Source organism: Gottfriedia sp. NPDC057948 (assembly GCF_042887255.1).
Classification (GTDB): Bacteria; Bacillota; Bacilli; order Bacillales; family Bacillaceae_G; genus Gottfriedia.
Genome location: NZ_JBHVPN010000004.1, coordinates 215,650 through 232,255 on the forward strand (window position 1 = coordinate 215,650; position 16,606 = coordinate 232,255).

Sequence of the window (16,606 nt, forward strand, 5' to 3'; positions counted from 1 at the left end):
AAAGTCATATACTGTATTTATAAAGAATACAGTTAATTAAGGAGAGATTAAATATGTCTAATGTTAAATCTGAAAAAGAAGAGTATTTAAATAAAGTAAACGAAATTGATTTTGGTAAAGAAGCGCCAAAAGAACTTGATAGTACGGATTTCTTTACTGTAGCAAAGGAAAGAAGATCAGTTCGTCACTACGATCCAAGCTTTCAAATGTCTGATGATGAAATTAAGGAGTTACTAGAAATTGCAGTTCAAGCTCCATCTTCTTCTAATTTACAACCATGGAGATTCCTTGTTATTAAGGACCAAGATACTAAACAAAAATTATTACCAATCGCTAATAACCAACAACAAGTTGTGGATGCTTCTGCGGTAATCGCTGTTTTAGGTGATACAGAAGCATACAAAAATGCAGATCGCATTTATGATGAATTAGTTGAAAAAGGTATGATGACTCAGGAAGTGAAAGACTTCTACGTAGGATCAATCGTGAAAAACTACGGTGGTTTACCAGAAGAAATTGCAACAAAAATTGCGATGGTTGATGGTGGATTAGTTTCAATGCAATTTATGCTTGCAGCAAAAGCAAAAGGTTTAGATACAGTTCCAATGGGTGGATTTGACCAAGCGAAATTTGTAGAAGCTTTCAATGTACCAGCAAACTTCAAACCAGTTATGTTAATTTCAGTTGGTAAAGGAATCAAAGCAGGCTTCGAAAAAGTTCGTTTAACTTTAGATGAAGTTGTTGCTTGGGATCAGTACTAATTACTTAGAAGATATGTAGAACAGGGATAAGGGAAACCTTTGACCTGTTCTTTTTTTGATTGAAGGAAATTTGCATCCGTTTAAAGAATAACTTTTTTGGAGGGGACTAATTATCCAGTGTTAACTAGCTAAGAATAAAGTAGATGAGCCAATCCGAGTGGTATTATAAAAACATGTATAGTAAAATTTAAAATGAAGATTTTTCATGTTGTACATTAATTTATAATTATGTAATGCTAAAAAAGTGGAATTAATAAGAGGTGTTTATCGATGACAAATAATAATATGCATCCTAAAGTTGAAGCATTTTTATTGAGAGCGAAAAAGTGGCAAGAGGAATTTTATAAGTTAAGAGATATCGTCATTGACTGTGAACTGACTGAAGATTTTAAATGGATGCATCCTTGTTACACACTTGATAATAAAAATATCGTTTTAATTCATGGTTTTAAAGAATATTGTGCACTTCTGTTTCACAAAGGTGCGTTGTTAAAAGATCCAAAAGGCATTCTGATTCAACAAACAGAAAATGTACAATCAGCTCGTCAGATTCGGTTCACCAATATTCAGGAAATAATTGAAATGGAAAGCGTTTTAAAGGACTATATTAAAGAAGCAATTGAAGTGGAAAAAGCAGGTTTGCAAGTAGAATTAAAAAAGACTTCAGATTATGAAGTTCCTGAAGAATTACAACTTAAATTAGATGAAATTCCGGCCTTAAAAACGGCTTTTGAAGCATTAACGCCAGGACGTCAAAGAGCTTATATTTATTATTTTTCTCAACCAAAACAATCAAAAACACGTACGTCTAGGGTTGAGAAATACATTGGTCAAATTCTCGATGGAAAAGGATTAAATGATTAGTTTTATTAAAACAAATAAAAAAATAAAGAGCGATTAATATTGCTCTTTTAGTGTGTAGCCAAAGTACAAAAAACTTGTTTTTCAGACTGATTGCAAGCGCTTGTCTTTCGAGGCGCGAAGCCTGATGAGGAGCGGAGTTACCCTAGACGGTAATGAGCACCGCTCAGCAGGCGAAGCAACGAAAAAAGCGAGCATTTGGCGGGCAGTCTGAATGGATTAAAAAATTAATCCCCACCAATCATTCCGACTTTTTTGTTTGTCTTATTATCTATATAGATAACGATCTTCTCTTCAGGATTATCTCCATTAAAAGTAACAGAATATAGCTTATCTTTATGATAGTTTTTATTAAATATTGTAGCATTATTCGGTATGGATTCTACTTTTTTAACGACCCCATGTTTATCACTTAACGCAGCCTGTTCAGTTCTAGTTAGGCTAGCATATGCAATGCCTTGGATACTTTCGTCATTATTTTTTTCACAACCAATTACTGAAAGAAGCATAAATGTTATCATTAATATGAAAATATTTTTTCTCATAAAATTCACTTCCTTTCTATATATAATAACATGCAATACATAAAAAATGTTAAATTATGGTAATTTTTACTTGGTTTTTAAAGTATTGAAAGTGTAAAAGGTTGTAGGAAATAAAGTAGAAATTAATTATATAATTGTATGTTCTAGCTATTTATAAATTATTTAAGCTATTAACTAAGGGAGGATTGAATTTATATGGGACATAACAAACAGGCAATACATCTTCATAAGCGTTTAAACACTTTGCATACAAAACATAATGAACGAGTTGCTGAGTTTCATAAACAACACGCGCTTCAGATTGAAAATGGTGGAAATGGAAATGGTTTACTAGCTAAATGGGAAAGATTTGTTTACTTCAAAGGAAGAAATGCATTTAAGGCAATTAAAGGGTTCGTTAAGTGAAAAGTGGGAACATAGGGTATAGGGAAACCTTTGCCCTTTTTTTATTCTTTAAAATAAAAAATATCGTGAGTCGCAAATAAAATCTGAAAACCGCAATTAAATTTGGCAAAACGGCAATTAAAATTAGGGAATCGCAAATAAATTTAGCGAAACTGCAATTAAATTCCAAGGAATCGCAAATAAAATTTTAAATTACCCATACCAGTTAAGGTATTATGTCCTCAAATTTAGACAATAGTAGGATAAATAGCAGATTTTATCAAGTTTTTATTCAGACTTGGAACAGATTTTCTAGTTTTTGATAAAAATCATACCAGCTTCAGTACATTCACCATTTTTTTACAATTAAAAAAGAGCGCCTCATACGTCAGTTAACCTGACTTATGAGACAGCCCCATTATTTGATATTAGCCTTCTCCATGTAATCGATATGCCATGTGGTTTGTTGGACCAACGTATTGATTAAGTGGGAATGAGTGACGAATTGCTTCAGTAATGAATTTCTTTGCAGTGTAGATTGCTTCTCTTGGTTCTGCTCCTTTAGCAAGCTCTGCACAAATCGCAGCCGAATAAGTACAACCCGCACCGTGAGTATATGTAGTTTCGATTCTATCAGATTCTAGATGTTCGATTTTTTCTCCATCAAATAATACATCTATTGCATTTTCATGCTGAATTTTGCTTCCACCTTTAACTAAAACATATTTAGCACCTAATTCATGGATTTTGCGTGCTGCTTCTTCCATTTGTTCAACAGTGCAGATTGGAGCCATTTTAGCTAATTGAGCTGCCTCAAATAAATTTGGTGTTACAACTGTTGAAAGAGGTACTAAAATTTCTCTTAATGCATCATTTGTCTCTGGGTGAAGAGCCTCGTCATTTCCTTTACAAATCATAACTGGATCGACAACAACTCGATCAATATTATGTTTTTTTATTGTTTTTGCTGCTAGCTCAATTATTTCAGTTGAACCAAGCATACCTGTTTTCATTGCTTGAATTCCAACGCCAACAATGATTGTTTCTAATTGTGCTGCAATTGTATCTATATCAATTGGAAATACTTGATGATGCCAATGATTATGAGGATCCATCGCTACTAAAGTTGTAATTGCACTCATGCCATAAACATTACGTTCCTGAAACGTTTTAATATCAGCTTGTAATCCAGCTCCACCACTACTATCAGATCCCGCAAGTGTTAATGCTTTATAAATTGTCATGTGAAAATTTCCTCCTTTGAAGTATATAGAATTATTATACAAAAACATAAGTGTTAGGTACAAGACATGAGTATCCTGAGGCGAAAATCAAGAGATACATCTCTTAGGTAAAGTCTGTTTTTGTCGAAAATTCTATTGACAAACTAGATTAATAGATTGTATATTGAGTTTATAAAAATTAATTTAATATGATCTTTATCTCGTTTGGATAGAGGCGCAGTTTTGATTAGTCGTTACTTTGAGGTTTATGGTACCTGTGAAAAGTAATAAAAGGTGAAACTGCCGAAGTAATAAATTTACCATTTAAATTTATTACTGGGCCTATTGCTGAATAAGCATAGGACTGTCACAAGATTTCTTGTGGAGGGCTATTGAAGAGATGTTGATGTTGTTTGACACATATAATTGAGTCTTAAACACGTGAACATTGCTTCACGTGTTTTTTTGTATTTTACCAGATTTTCCATTCTTTACATAATGACGAAAATACTGAGTAAAATACACATCATACAACACTTTATACCGTCCCATATTCTCGCGTAAAGATAAGATTGCAAGAATCAAGAGGAGGCAATAAGATGGGACTAACAAACCCTAAGAATGATAAAGTAGTATCGAATACTCACGATGGTTCTTTAAAAAGGGGCCTTAAAGCAAGACATTTAACGATGATTTCAATTGGTGGTTCAATTGGGACAGGATTGTTTTTAGCTAGTGGAACTTCAATTAGTCAAGCTGGTCCTGGCGGAGCTGTTTTAGCTTACGGACTAATTGGTATTATGGTTTATTTCTTAATGACTAGTTTAGGTGAAATGGCGACTTATTTGCCAGTTTCGGGTTCATTTAGTACTTATGGATCTCGCTATGTTGATCCAGCATTTGGTTTTGCTATGGGTTGGAATTATTGGTATAACTGGGCAATCACTTTAGCTTTTGAATTATTAGCTTCAGCAATGCTGATGAAATATTGGTTCCCTCATTCTCCAGCAGTATTATGGAGCGGAATCTTTTTAGTGATTATATTAGGTTTAAATTTACTTTCAGTTAAAGGCTATGGTGAATCAGAGTTTTGGTTTTCATTAATTAAAGTTGTAACTGTAGTTGTCTTTTTAGTTGTTGGTATTGCAATGATTTTTGGCATTATCAGTGGACATCATGCAGGTTTCAAAAACTTTACTGCTGGAGATGCTCCGTTTCATAATGGATTTTTAGGTGTTTTATCAATCTTTATTGTTGCAGGTTTCTCATTCCAAGGTACAGAGCTAATCGGTGTTGCAGCAGGTGAGACAGAACATCCAGAAAAAAATGTTCCAAAAGCTATCCGTCAAATTTTCTGGCGCATCCTTTTATTTTATGTATTCGCTATTATCGTAATTGGTTTATTAATTCCTTATACAGATCCTGGTCTAATGAAAAACGATGTGGCTGTTAGTCCATTTACTTTAGTATTTGAAAAATTAGGTGTTGCATTTGCGGCTTCTGTAATGAATGCAGTTATTTTAACATCAGTTTTATCGGCAGGTAATAGTGGAACATACGCATCTACTCGTATGTTATATACTTTAGCAATTGAAGGAAAAGCTCCTAAATTCTTAACAAAAGTAAATAAAAATGGTGTTCCTACAAATGCTTTATATATAACACTTGCAGTTGGTTCACTTGCTTGTTTATCTTCATTTTTCGGTGAAGGTCAAGTGTATACTTGGTTATTAAATTTATCAGGCTTATCAGGTTTCCTTGCTTGGTTAGGTATTGCGATTTCTCATTACCGTTTCCGTAAGGCTTATGTTGCTCAAGGAAAGGATTTAAAAGATTTACCTTATCGCGCAAAATGGTTCCCACTAGGTCCAATCTTAGCATTCTTAGCTTGTTTATTTATTGTACTAGCTCAAAACTGGCAAGCTTTCACTGGTAAGGCAATTGATTGGCAAGGTGTACTTGTTTCATACATTGGAATTCCTGTATTTTTAATTGTTTGGTTAGGTTATAAATTTAAACACAAAACGAAAGTTGTTTCTTATAAAGAGATGGATTTATCTAGAAAATAATATCAACATGTAGAAAAAGTACTAAAAATTTGATTTTCAGACTGATTGCGAGCTCTTGTCTTTCGAGGCGCGAAGCCTGGTGAGGAGCGGAGTTACCCTAGACGGTAATGAGCACCGCGCAGGCAGGCGAAGCAACGAAGAAAGCGAGCGTTTTCGGGCAGTCTGAAGCCCTTTCATCTTAGATGGAAGGGTTTTTTAGTTGTTTTAACCGATTTTTATGTAAATTTGGAATTTTTGTTCACAAAAACTAATACCTTTAGTATTATAAAACTAAAGGTATTAGTTTTTATTATTAGGAGGGTATAAAATGAAGATTACGAAAAATAATTATCTTTATGAGTTGAGCTTTTTACCCAATTTCTTTCCTGTAAATTGTTTTTTAGTTGAAGAAGAAAACGAACTTACGTTAATTGATACAGCACTATCCTTTAGTGCGACTAAAATTATTGAAGCAGCTAATCAAATCGGCAAAAAAATTACGAATATCGTTTTAACGCATGCGCACGGTGACCATGTTGGAGCGCTTGATCAATTAAAATCACTACTTCCTGATGCAGTCGTCTCCATTTCAAAAAGGGATGCAAAATTATTAAAAGGAGACACTAGTTTAGAAACTAGTGAGGCAAATATGCCTATAAAAGGTGGCGTCCCTAAAAATATCGAAACTATTCCGGATCGCTTACTACAGGAAGGAGACACTATTGGTTCTTTAATAGCAGTTGAAGTTCCCGGGCATACACCTGGTTCAATGGCATTTTTAGATCAACGCACAAATGCTATCATCGCTGGTGATGCCTTTTCATTAAGAGGTGGTTTTGCAATCTCTGGTCAATTGAAAATTTTATTTCCTTTTCCTTCAATGGCAACATGGAATAAAGATGCTGCTTTAAATAGTGCTAAGAAAATTAGTGAATTAAAACCTACATTATTAGCAGTAGGTCATGGTACGATGTTAAGTCATCCACAAGAAGCAATTGACCGTGCTCTTAAAAAGCAGTAAGTGAAGGGGAATTCGTAATGTCACCAAGGATTGGATTGAATTTTAATCAATTACTGAGTACTTCAATTAAAATTGTCGATACAGAAGGCTGGGAGGCTTTAACGATTAGTTATCTTGCAAAGAAGCTAACGATTCAACCACCATCGATTTATAATCATATTAAGAATTTGGATGAACTAAAAAATAGTGTTGCATTACATGGGATTACTCAACTTTATGAAAAACTTCGTGAATCGGTTGAAGGTAAAAATAATGAGAAAGCAATTTTTGCATTAGCTTTTGCTTATCTTGATTATGCTAGAACCCATCCTGGTTTATATAAAGCTACCTTATCTCCGTCTCAAACACCAGGTGATGATTATCATTTAACTGGCAATAAAATATTGAACTTAATCTATGAGTTATTGAAACCATTTAATTTATCGGATATTGAACTTATTCATGCGGTAAGAGGTTTAAGAAGTTTACTTCATGGTTTTGTTTCGCTTGAAAAAAGTGATGGATTTGGTATAAATATTCCAATTGATGAAAGTGTACTTTTTGTATTGAAAAATTATGTAAGAAATTTGAAGCCGGATATAGAGAAATAATCAAAAGGATAGGAAGGTTTAATTACCTTCCTATCCTTATTTATTGAATTTATAGAGAAAATACGCTTTTATTTAAAATTACGCGTTTACGCCGTCTTTGAAGTTTTTATTCCAGTTTTTATCTCCCATATGTTCAAGATCTTCAGTAGTACGTTCTAATACGTCAATTAGTAACGTCTTCATATGGTGAATATTGTTATAAAATAATTTTTCTTCTTCTAAATCTGGTTTTGCATGATGAGCTGCCTTAATTGCTGTTTCTTCACGAAATCTTCTAACTTTTAAGTCTAACTCATCAAAGACGTGTTTTACATACTTTACAATATTTCTATGGTTTAACGTATTTCTCTCATTTAATTCCTCTAATTTGTTTACCATAGTCATTTTCCTCCATGAATTAAGATTAAAAGATTAATATTGATTATACTGAATCAATGTGAAAAAACAATATAAATTATAAATTTTTAACCATTTATAATCAAAACCTTATGATTTTAATTTCAAGTCAAAATTGTATTTTTTTCCATCTGATGTATGATAAAATGACTTAATAATATTTTCTATTTTGCATAGGAGGCCTATTATGAAAGCAATTGTTATTCACCAATATGGAGATAGCTCTGAGTTTAAAAATATTGAACTTTCAATACCGAAGCCATCTGGTCATCAAGTTTTAGTTAAAGTTTCTGCGACTAGTATCAATCCAATTGATACAAAGATTAGAAAAGGAATAGTACCAAATGCGTTCAATCCTAAATTTCCGATGATTTTACATAGTGATTTTTCTGGTGAAGTTGTTGAAGTTGGTGAAAATGTTTCACGTTTTTCAGTTGGAGATTTTGTTTTCGGTTTAAATGTCTTTACGGGTACTCTTTCAGATTATTTTTTAATAGAAGAAACAGTAATTGCTAAAGCTCCAAAAAATTTACCAATTCAAGAAGCTGCAAGTTTACCACTAACAGCTATTACTGCATGGGAGGCACTTTTTGACAGAGGTAATTTAAAACAAGGTGATCATATTTTAATTCATGGCGGGGCAGGTGGCGTTGGTCATCTAGCTATCCAGTTGGCGAAAGCTTTTGGAGCTACTGTTACGACAACTGTTTCGTCGAATGAAAAAGCTGATTTAGTTAAAGCGCTAGGTGCAGACCATGTCATTAATTACAAGGAAGAGTCAGTCCAAGAATATGTTAACCGCCTAACGGATGGGCAAGGCTTTGATCTTGTTTTTGATACTGTCGGTAAAGAAAACCTAGATAAATCCTTTATTGCAGTTAAACCAAAAGGTACTGTTCTAGCAATCGCAGCACGTTCTACGCATGATTTAACACTTTTACATAACAAATCTTTATCTTTACATGTAATTTTTATTTTACTTACTCAAAAAACAGAGGAAGGGCGCAAAGAACATAGCGCTATATTAAATAAAATTGCTACTTTAGTTGAAGAAGGTAAGCTAAAACCACTAATCAATCCTAAATCTTTTACATTTGATCAAGTGAAGGAAGCTCATGATTACTTTGAAAATAATGAAGTACAATATGGTAAAGTATTAATTGAAAATAAGTAAAACTATTTAAATCCCTTTTGCATATGCTTGGGGATTTTTTTCATAATCAAACTTCCTACTTTCATAATTTGTTTGGATATATGGCTTTACATCAATCTGTTTAAAGTAATAAGTTTTTTCATTTATCATAACTTTGAATCCACTATTTTTATAAGTGAATTTTACCTTATTAAAAATCGAACTTTGTATATTATACTGGGATTCTTTTTTTCTTAAATAGTTTCCTTTATCTAATTTTCCATTACCTTGTAAATCTTCGTAATAATAATAAAATGTATAATCATTTTCTGGATCAAAGACGATTGATTCAAAAGGCAGTTCATTACATAAAAATGTACCTCTCAATAAAAATGTCTTATTTGGGGAATTACAACTACTAGTTAAAAACACCAATATAAATGTAATAAGTATTTTTTTAGTATTAAGTTTTTTCATGAACTTTTTTTTCTTCTTTAATAAGACTTTTAATGTTTACTATTTACTAACTTAATAAGGGAAGAAGTTATCTTTCTATTTTGCTGGCGTTAATTAAGGTGTTAACCTATTTGTAACTTTTTTGAAGCCGGTAGAAGTATAAACAAAGAAGTTTAAGGGCAAATATTTTTTAGTAAAATTTAACAGAGTGCTCAATTAAATTTTACTAAATTTTTTGAGATATTTTACTTTAACTATTGAATATTTTGTGAAAAATTTCACAAAATGAGAGACTTCGTAAAACAATAAAATTATGTAATTAAGTTATTTGTTCGCGAAATCAATAAGATTAATCTTTTTGTTCTCATGGTATTTAGTCAGTAGTGGTATATAATGGAAATATAATTCGTGGAATAAAGGATGTGAAAACGAGGTAGAAATTTTCTCCCTCTATTCAAATGAAAATAAAATTAATTATTGCTGATGATAATTCATTTATAAGGGAAGGGCTTAAAATCATATTGAGCTCTTATGAAGAGTTTGAAGTATTAGAAACAGTAAATGATGGGAATGAAGCGTTAAAATATTGTCAAAATAATGAGGTAGATGTTGCGCTTTTAGATGTTCGAATGCCAAATATGAATGGCGTAGAAGCTACGAAGCATATTTCCGAGCAAACTAAAACAAAGCCACTTATTTTAACGACTTTTGATGATGATGAATACATTATTGATGCTGTTAAAAATGGAGCAAAGGGCTATTTATTAAAAAATAATGAACCAGAACGAATTCGAGAAGCGATTAAAAGTGTTTATCATGGAAATACAGTCATGCAAGATTTAGTACTAGATAAAATTAGAACGAATTTATCAAGTAATGCAAGTACAACAGATACGAAAATCGATACGAGTTTGTTTACCCAAAGAGAGTTAGATGTAATAGCTTTAATTGCAAAAGGGTTTTCGAATAAGGAAATTTCTAAGCAAATTTATATTTCTGAAGGAACAGTTGCTAACTATATTACTTCAATTCTCGGAAAAACTGGGCTAGAACATCGAACACAAATTGCTATTTTTTATATTACTGGGAAAGTAGACTAACGCGAGGGAGTTACATATGGAGCGTTGGATTATTTTAAATAAACTCGTTGTAATCTTGTATTTAGCTCTAATTTGTATTCAAAAAGAAATTTCTAATTTCTCTTGGTTACTATTTGCATTACTAGTTTATTTTTGTTTAAATATTAGTCTTTACTTAATAAAAAATAGATCGTTGATAAAATTTTTACTAATCTTATCAATTTGTTTAATTGTCTATTCCAGTTTAAAGATTCAGCCATTATTTCTTTTACTACTGCCAATGTCGATCTTAGAGCTTGTTTCTTTTTTTACTTCGAAAAAATGGATTGGTTGCTTTCTTGCACTATTTCCAATTTTCTACTTATCTAATTCTTTACAGCCTATTTATGGATTAATTTCATTATTTAGTTTTATCGTTTTTTCTCTTTTTAATTTGTATAACACTAGATTACGGTTTAAAGAAGATCAAATTGACAAAATGAGGAGAACGATTCAAAAGCTGTCAAAAAAGATAAATAACCATAATGAGTTTATTGAGCAATCGGAATATACCTTTAAATTGGAGGAACGAAATCGTATTTCTCAAGAAATACATGATAAAATAGGGCATTCAATGACAGGTGCGCTATATCAAATGGAAGCAGCTAAACATTTAATGAGTACTAATCAAGACAAAGCATTAGAATTGCTTCAAAATGCGATTAATATTTCAAAGGACGGAATTGAAAACATAAGACTTACTTTAAAAAATATGAAGCCTCCAACTGAACAAATGGGAATTCATCATATGAAATTATTCATAGATGAATTTTCTGCTAAGCATGATTTAAAAACATTGTTTGTCTATAAAGGGAATCTCGACTTTATTACGCCAATCCAATGGAAAGTAATTCAAGAAAATGTAGTTGAGGCTTTAACAAATACAATGAAATATGCAAATGCTACAGAGGTTTCGATTGAAATACATGTCATGAATAAAATGATAAAAACAAATGTAAAAGACAATGGTAAAGGGAAAGTTAAAATTAAAAAAGGTTTAGGCATTATTGGGATGGAAGAGAGAACTGCGGCTATAAACGGGAAAATAATAGTGGATGGTCATGATGGTTTTTCAGTTACAACTTTGCTTCCAATCCAATAATTTCAACATGTGATATGAATTTCTATTAAGTCCATCATGATTTTGCCTAAATAAAAACATGAATATTCTCATGTGAAAAGGGTGAACTAATACACTGATATTAGTTCACCCTTTTGCTTATAATAGCATCATACACAAAGCTTAAGAGGTGAGAGGATGAAAGTTTTAGAGATAAAAAATTTAACTAAAAAGTTCGGGGATTTTATAGCGGTAGATAATATGTCTTTATCAATTGAAGAAGGAGAGATTTTCGGATTTCTTGGAGCAAATGGAGCGGGAAAAAGTACGACAATTAATATTATTTCAGGGCTACTTCGAAGTAATCAAGGTACTGTAGAAATCCTAGGAAAAAACAGTAAGAAGAATAGTAAATTCGCAAAAATGAATATTGGAATGGTACCTCAGGACTTAGCTATTTATGAAGATTTAACTGCCTATGAAAATGTTAGATTTTTCGCTGGACTATATGGTTTAAGAGGTTCGGAATTAAATGAAAGAGTAGAAGAGGCATTACAATTTGTAGGGTTAGAAGATAAATTTAAGGACTATCCAAAAAATTTCTCTGGTGGAATGAAGAGAAGGTTAAATATTGCGTGTGCGATTGCACACCGACCTAAACTGATTATTATGGATGAACCAACTGTTGGAATTGATCCACATTCACGAAACTATATTCTTAATAGTGTACGTAAGCTTAATGAAATGGGCTGTACAATCATTTATACGAGCCATTACATGGAAGAAGTTGAAGAAATATGCTCTCGTATTTCGATTATTGATCATGGAAAAATTATCGCTGAAGGAACAAAGGAACAGCTTAAATCGATTATTACGAATACAAAGGATATTCGAATTGAAGTTAAAACGACTGAAAATATTGATGTTACGGAGCTTAAAGCGATTAATGGTGTTGAGAACGTTCATATTTTAGATAATGTTATTACGATTACTTCAGATAATGGTGTGAATAATTTAAATAAAATTATTCAACATTTTATTAATAATGAAATCGAAATCAGTTCATTACAGGAAAATGCGCCTAACTTAGAAACTGTTTTCCTTACATTAACAGGTCGAAATTTACGTGATTAACTTTATGGAAAATTATTTAATAAGGAGGCAATTAGCTTGAATATTTTTAATATTGCTTTCATGGAAATTAAGCGTGACTTTCGAGATGTAAGGAACTTATTTTTTATGTTAGCATTTCCAATCATTTTAATGCTTGTCTTAGGTACTTCACTTTCAAATGCTTTTTCAACAACCGTCCCGATTAAAGATGTGCATGTTTTATATAAAGATCAATCAACAACTGGTGAGTTTTCGCAGTATTTTAACGAATTAATTAAAAGTACGAAAAAGTCTGGAATTCATTTTAAAAAAGCTGCGAGTAATACAAATGGTGAGAATGAAGTGAAACGAAATCATTATGATGGCTATATTTCTATTCAAAATAACGAAATTAAGCTTTATATTAATGAAGGAAACAGTGTTGAGGGTAGTGTTATTCAAGGAATGTTATCTTCTTTTGTAGATAAATATAATGTTAGCGTGGAAGTTGCAAAAGTCGATCCAACTCAAGTTAAAGATGTCTTTTTAGGTAATTCTCAGGATGATTATATTAAGGACACATCGATTGCATCAAATAAACAGCCAGGTTCGATGGATTATTACGCGATTGCAATGACGACTATGATTGTTCTTTATGCAGCTATGTCTGCAAGTAAATTGATCACAGGAGAAAGAGTTAGAAAAACGGCTGATCGATTAATCGTTTCTCCTATTTCTAAATTTGAGATTTTTATAGGGAAAATACTTGGAAGTTTAGTTGCTAACTTTCTGTGCATTATTGTTGTTGTCTATTTCAGTAAATTCTTTTTTAAAGCCAACTGGGGTAACCATCTATTATTAGTCTTTATTGTTTTATTTACGGAAGTTCTTCTATCAATTAGTTTAGGCTTGGTTGTAAGCTATATAACGAAATCAAATGCATCATCTAGAGCAATCATCATGATTGTTGTGCAGCTATCTTCATTTTTTGGTGGAGCTTACTTTAAATTGGGCGATACTAGTGGGATTTTAAAATTCATTACTCAGCTTTCACCACTTACATGGGTTAATACTGCAATTACAAAAATTATTTATGCAAACGACTTGTCAGCTGCTATCCCAGCGCTTGTCTTTAATATAGGTTTTTCTTTATTTTTCCTATTTCTTGCATCTATTTCTCTACAAAGAAGGGAGGGGCTGTAGGATGCAGACAGTTTTTTGGTTAATTTCGAATACTTTAAGAGCTACTTTTAAAAATAAGAAAAATATTATTATGTATATTTTAGTGCCTCTAATTGGTATTTTTATTTCTTTTCTAGCTTATGGTGGTTCCAATAAAACGATCGTTCATGTTGGGATTGTCAATGAGGATCATCAATATATTGCAAATGATACGATTAAGTTTTTAGAACACTTAGATAACGTTCGTATTGAAATAATAAACATTTCTGATGCCAATGATAAGATCGCTTCAGGATCACTTGATTGTGTTATTTCGTTCCATGATGGTTTTACAGATAGTGTACGTTCTGGTAACCCAAATCATATTCAAATATCTTCAATAAAAGGTGCTCAAATTACTAGCTTTGTAAAATCTTATTTATACAACTATATCGACAATGTTTCAGCTATTAGTAGAGTGGCTAAAACAGACCAAACTAAATTTAATCAAATGTATTCCAACTACCAAAACGCAAGCTTCAAGGTAGCAACAAAAACATTATCAGATTCATCTCAATCTGAATATATGACGACATATAGTTTAGGCTTTTTGATTATGATTATGTTAATGTCTGCAGGGAATCTTTCTGAAATTATTTTAAAGGAAAAAGAAAATCGAATTTACTACAGACTTTTGTCAGCACCTATTAATGCTAGAAAATATATTTTCTCAAATGTTGTAGTAAATATGATTGTAATGACTGTCCAAGTAATTATTACGCTCCTCTTTATGACGAAAGTGTTTCATATCGATATTCATATTCCATTTTGGGAAGCAGCAGTTGTTATGATGCTTTTTGCTTTGGTCTCAGTCGGGATCTCATTAATGATTGTAGCGTTCTCTAATAGTTCTAAATCATCTGGAGCATTGCAGAACTTAATCGTTGTTCCAACTGTTATGATCTCCGGTTGTTTCTGGCCAATCGAGATTATGCCATCATCAGTACAAAGAATTGCGGATTTTCTTCCACAAAGATGGACGTTAGAGACATTGACGAAGTTGCAACAAGGAAGTAGTTTAGGAAGCTTATATTTAAATATTTTAATCCTTCTAGTTTTTGCGGCTGCATTTTTCTTAATTGCTATTTATAGGTTTAGTCGTAATAGTTCTACTAGAAATTTTGTGTAGATATAAAAAATCCATCTCTTTATTTTAGAGATGGATTTTTTAGCTATTTTATTAGTCCATTGAACTACAAATTTCAATAAAATGACCGTCTGGATCTGCTACATATGCTACTGTTTGACCCCATGGTTTTGTAATTGGTTCTTTGATGATGTTGACACCTTTGGTTCGTAAATCTTCTATTGTAGAATGCACATCATCTGTTACAAATCCGATTTCAAAGGTTTGAGAGGATGCTTCAGTACTTTTATAACTTAATCCAGTAAGCTCTTGAACATTGCCACGTTCAATCATAGCAAGTACGGCATCACCAGTATCTAATTCGACATACGTACCGTGATTTCCACGAATAGGAAGGCCTAAAGACTCAGTATAGAAAGTAAGAGATTTCTCTAGATTTGAAACATATAAAATTAAATACCTCATTTTCAACATTTCATTAACCTCCAGAATAGTTTAATCTCTTTTTCTTTCTACATAAATAAGGTATTTACCTTCTTACATTGGTTAGTGCTTATTCAAACTGATAGGTATAGAATGATTCCTTCGCAAAAAATGATTTTAATCGATCATCGGGTATATCCTCAAATTTTTCGATTTTAACGACATCTTTTAGCATCGCCTCTGTCTGAGAACGGTGTGCTTTCATCGTTCTTAGTTTCTGGGTTGCAACATCCATTACATCATTCACGATATCTGGTTTTCCTAAAACTTCAAATCGTTCTTTTGTAATCGCGATACACCATACTGTTGGACGATCTTCCTTATCCATTCGTCGAACTGCTTCAACAGCAGCCCTTGCAGTTGCATCGTGGTCTGGGTGGACACCATGTTCTGGATAAAAAGTAATTAATAAAGTTGGCTGAATTTCGTCGATGATTTCCTTTATTGGATTAATTACATCCTCAGGGTCTTCAAATTCAATTGTTTTATCATGGAATCCTAGCATTCTTAAATCTTGGATTCCCATTTCTCTACAAGCGTCGATTAATTCGTTTTTACGTATTGTAGGAAGTGATTCTCTTGTTGCGAAAAATGGATTTCCCATATTTCGTCCCATTTCTCCTAAAGTTAAACAAGCGTATGTAACCGGAATTCCTTTATTTGTAAACTTCGAAATTGTTCCAGCAGCCCCAAAAGCTTCATCATCCGGGTGAGGGAACACAAGTAATACTTTTTCTTGTTTTTGACTCATTTTTAGTGCTCCTCTCTTAAAATGGCGTATAGCTTAAATGTATTGCGATTGCAAGCTTGCCATCCTCATTATGACCTGCTAGTAGGAGGCGACCTTGGTCATCAACTTCAAAATCAGTTAATCCTTCTGCAACAACCCAGCCTTCTTCAAGCTTTAATCCGACACGGTATGGGTATTTGCCTGTGATTGTAGCACGGCTAATGATTACTTTCGTATTTCTGATAAAGGCATTTACTGTCATTACTTTTTCATTAAAGTGATTAGCATATGCACCATTTGTAGTTTCTAAATGTAAATAGACTGTTTGATTTATATAATTTTGAAGTGCATCGTGGGCAGCACTAATTTCTAATTTTTGCATTTTCTCGTACCTCCTT

Annotated in this window: 19 protein-coding genes and 1 riboswitch; of the genes, 12 read left to right on the forward strand and 7 right to left on the reverse strand. The window is 32.3% G+C overall.

From position 1 onward, the window contains the following. Positions 1 to 53: 53 nt before the first annotated feature. The gene (locus ACFVRR_RS09560) at positions 54 to 761 is read left to right on the forward strand and encodes a nitroreductase family protein (protein ID WP_387327519.1); all 708 of its coding nucleotides are present in this window, start codon (positions 54 to 56) and stop codon (positions 759 to 761) included. A 270-nt stretch (positions 762 to 1,031) separates the two neighbouring features. Continuing rightward, entirely contained in the window at positions 1,032 to 1,625 is a 594-nt protein-coding gene (locus ACFVRR_RS09565; RefSeq protein WP_387327522.1) for a YdeI/OmpD-associated family protein, read from the forward strand. Between the two features lie 224 nt (positions 1,626 to 1,849). Here ACFVRR_RS09565 and ACFVRR_RS09570 read toward each other — a convergent pair whose 3' ends face one another. Further along, positions 1,850 to 2,167, reverse strand: a complete 318-nt coding sequence (locus ACFVRR_RS09570) for a hypothetical protein (protein ID WP_387327525.1) — start codon at positions 2,165 to 2,167, stop codon at positions 1,850 to 1,852. A gap of 195 nt (positions 2,168 to 2,362) precedes the next feature. Here ACFVRR_RS09570 and ACFVRR_RS09575 point away from each other — a divergent pair, with 195 nt between their 5' ends. Next, complete coding sequence (locus tag ACFVRR_RS09575; protein WP_387327528.1) at positions 2,363 to 2,572, forward strand: hypothetical protein; 210 nt, start codon at positions 2,363 to 2,365, stop codon at positions 2,570 to 2,572. Between the two features lie 407 nt (positions 2,573 to 2,979). On the opposite strand, the gene pdxK is transcribed toward ACFVRR_RS09575, so the two are convergent. Then, positions 2,980 to 3,795 (reverse strand): pyridoxine/pyridoxal/pyridoxamine kinase, encoded by an 816-nt coding sequence (pdxK, locus tag ACFVRR_RS09580; protein ID WP_387327531.1) that lies wholly within the window; start codon positions 3,793 to 3,795, stop codon positions 2,980 to 2,982. A 201-nt stretch (positions 3,796 to 3,996) separates the two neighbouring features. Next, positions 3,997 to 4,174, forward strand: a riboswitch (Lysine riboswitch). A gap of 199 nt (positions 4,175 to 4,373) precedes the next feature. Here pdxK and ACFVRR_RS09585 point away from each other — a divergent pair. From ACFVRR_RS09585 to ACFVRR_RS09595, 3 genes are all read left to right on the forward strand, one after another. Further along, a complete protein-coding gene (locus ACFVRR_RS09585) occupies positions 4,374 to 5,843 on the forward strand; it encodes an amino acid permease (protein WP_387327534.1) in 1,470 nt (489 codons plus the stop codon). Positions 5,844 to 6,150: 307 nt separating this feature from the next. Then, positions 6,151 to 6,843 (forward strand): MBL fold metallo-hydrolase, encoded by a 693-nt coding sequence (locus tag ACFVRR_RS09590; protein ID WP_387327537.1) that lies wholly within the window; start codon positions 6,151 to 6,153, stop codon positions 6,841 to 6,843. 17 nt (positions 6,844 to 6,860) lie between these two features. Continuing rightward, positions 6,861 to 7,433: a TetR/AcrR family transcriptional regulator gene (locus tag ACFVRR_RS09595; RefSeq protein ID WP_387327540.1), complete on the forward strand. Its 573-nt coding sequence runs from the start codon at positions 6,861 to 6,863 to the stop codon at positions 7,431 to 7,433. A gap of 78 nt (positions 7,434 to 7,511) precedes the next feature. Here the strand turns inward: ACFVRR_RS09595 and ACFVRR_RS09600 are convergent, their stop codons facing one another. Continuing rightward, a complete protein-coding gene (locus ACFVRR_RS09600; protein WP_069033413.1) occupies positions 7,512 to 7,811 on the reverse strand; it encodes a hypothetical protein in 300 nt (99 codons plus the stop codon). Positions 7,812 to 8,016: 205 nt separating this feature from the next. On the opposite strand from ACFVRR_RS09600, the gene ACFVRR_RS09605 reads away from it, so the two are divergent. Beyond that, positions 8,017 to 9,003, forward strand: coding sequence for a zinc-dependent alcohol dehydrogenase family protein (locus ACFVRR_RS09605; RefSeq protein ID WP_387327544.1), 987 nt, complete (start codon positions 8,017 to 8,019; stop codon positions 9,001 to 9,003). Positions 9,004 to 9,009: 6 nt separating this feature from the next. Here the strand turns inward: ACFVRR_RS09605 and ACFVRR_RS09610 are convergent, their stop codons facing one another. Continuing rightward, the gene (locus ACFVRR_RS09610; RefSeq protein ID WP_387327547.1) at positions 9,010 to 9,438 is read right to left on the reverse strand and encodes a hypothetical protein; all 429 of its coding nucleotides are present in this window, start codon (positions 9,436 to 9,438) and stop codon (positions 9,010 to 9,012) included. Positions 9,439 to 9,875: 437 nt separating this feature from the next. Between ACFVRR_RS09610 and ACFVRR_RS09615 the strand changes: the two genes are divergently transcribed. From ACFVRR_RS09615 to ACFVRR_RS09635, 5 genes are all read left to right on the forward strand, one after another. Further along, complete coding sequence (locus ACFVRR_RS09615; RefSeq protein WP_387327550.1) at positions 9,876 to 10,517, forward strand: response regulator; 642 nt, start codon at positions 9,876 to 9,878, stop codon at positions 10,515 to 10,517. Between the two features lie 16 nt (positions 10,518 to 10,533). Beyond that, positions 10,534 to 11,637: a sensor histidine kinase gene (locus ACFVRR_RS09620; protein WP_387327553.1), complete on the forward strand. Its 1,104-nt coding sequence runs from the start codon at positions 10,534 to 10,536 to the stop codon at positions 11,635 to 11,637. Between the two features lie 156 nt (positions 11,638 to 11,793). Beyond that, the gene (locus tag ACFVRR_RS09625) at positions 11,794 to 12,729 is read left to right on the forward strand and encodes an ABC transporter ATP-binding protein (protein ID WP_097974651.1); all 936 of its coding nucleotides are present in this window, start codon (positions 11,794 to 11,796) and stop codon (positions 12,727 to 12,729) included. 36 nt (positions 12,730 to 12,765) lie between these two features. Continuing rightward, positions 12,766 to 13,890 carry an ABC transporter permease gene (locus tag ACFVRR_RS09630; protein ID WP_387327556.1) on the forward strand — a complete coding sequence of 375 codons (1,125 nt, stop codon included), beginning with the start codon at positions 12,766 to 12,768 and terminating at the stop codon, positions 13,888 to 13,890. Position 13,891: 1 nt separating this feature from the next. Beyond that, positions 13,892 to 15,037 carry an ABC transporter permease gene (locus ACFVRR_RS09635; RefSeq protein WP_387327559.1) on the forward strand — a complete coding sequence of 382 codons (1,146 nt, stop codon included), beginning with the start codon at positions 13,892 to 13,894 and terminating at the stop codon, positions 15,035 to 15,037. Between the two features lie 51 nt (positions 15,038 to 15,088). On the opposite strand, the gene ACFVRR_RS09640 is transcribed toward ACFVRR_RS09635, so the two are convergent. The 3 genes from ACFVRR_RS09640 to ACFVRR_RS09650 all read right to left on the reverse strand — a co-directional run bounded on the left by ACFVRR_RS09640 (position 15,089) and on the right by ACFVRR_RS09650 (position 16,590). Further along, positions 15,089 to 15,469 (reverse strand): VOC family protein, encoded by a 381-nt coding sequence (locus ACFVRR_RS09640; RefSeq protein WP_387327562.1) that lies wholly within the window; start codon positions 15,467 to 15,469, stop codon positions 15,089 to 15,091. A gap of 79 nt (positions 15,470 to 15,548) precedes the next feature. Next, positions 15,549 to 16,229, reverse strand: coding sequence for a bacillithiol biosynthesis deacetylase BshB2 (gene bshB2 / locus ACFVRR_RS09645; RefSeq protein WP_097974658.1), 681 nt, complete (start codon positions 16,227 to 16,229; stop codon positions 15,549 to 15,551). A gap of 16 nt (positions 16,230 to 16,245) precedes the next feature. Further along, positions 16,246 to 16,590: a YojF family protein gene (locus tag ACFVRR_RS09650; protein ID WP_387327565.1), complete on the reverse strand. Its 345-nt coding sequence runs from the start codon at positions 16,588 to 16,590 to the stop codon at positions 16,246 to 16,248. Between the last annotated feature and the right edge of the window lie 16 nt (positions 16,591 to 16,606).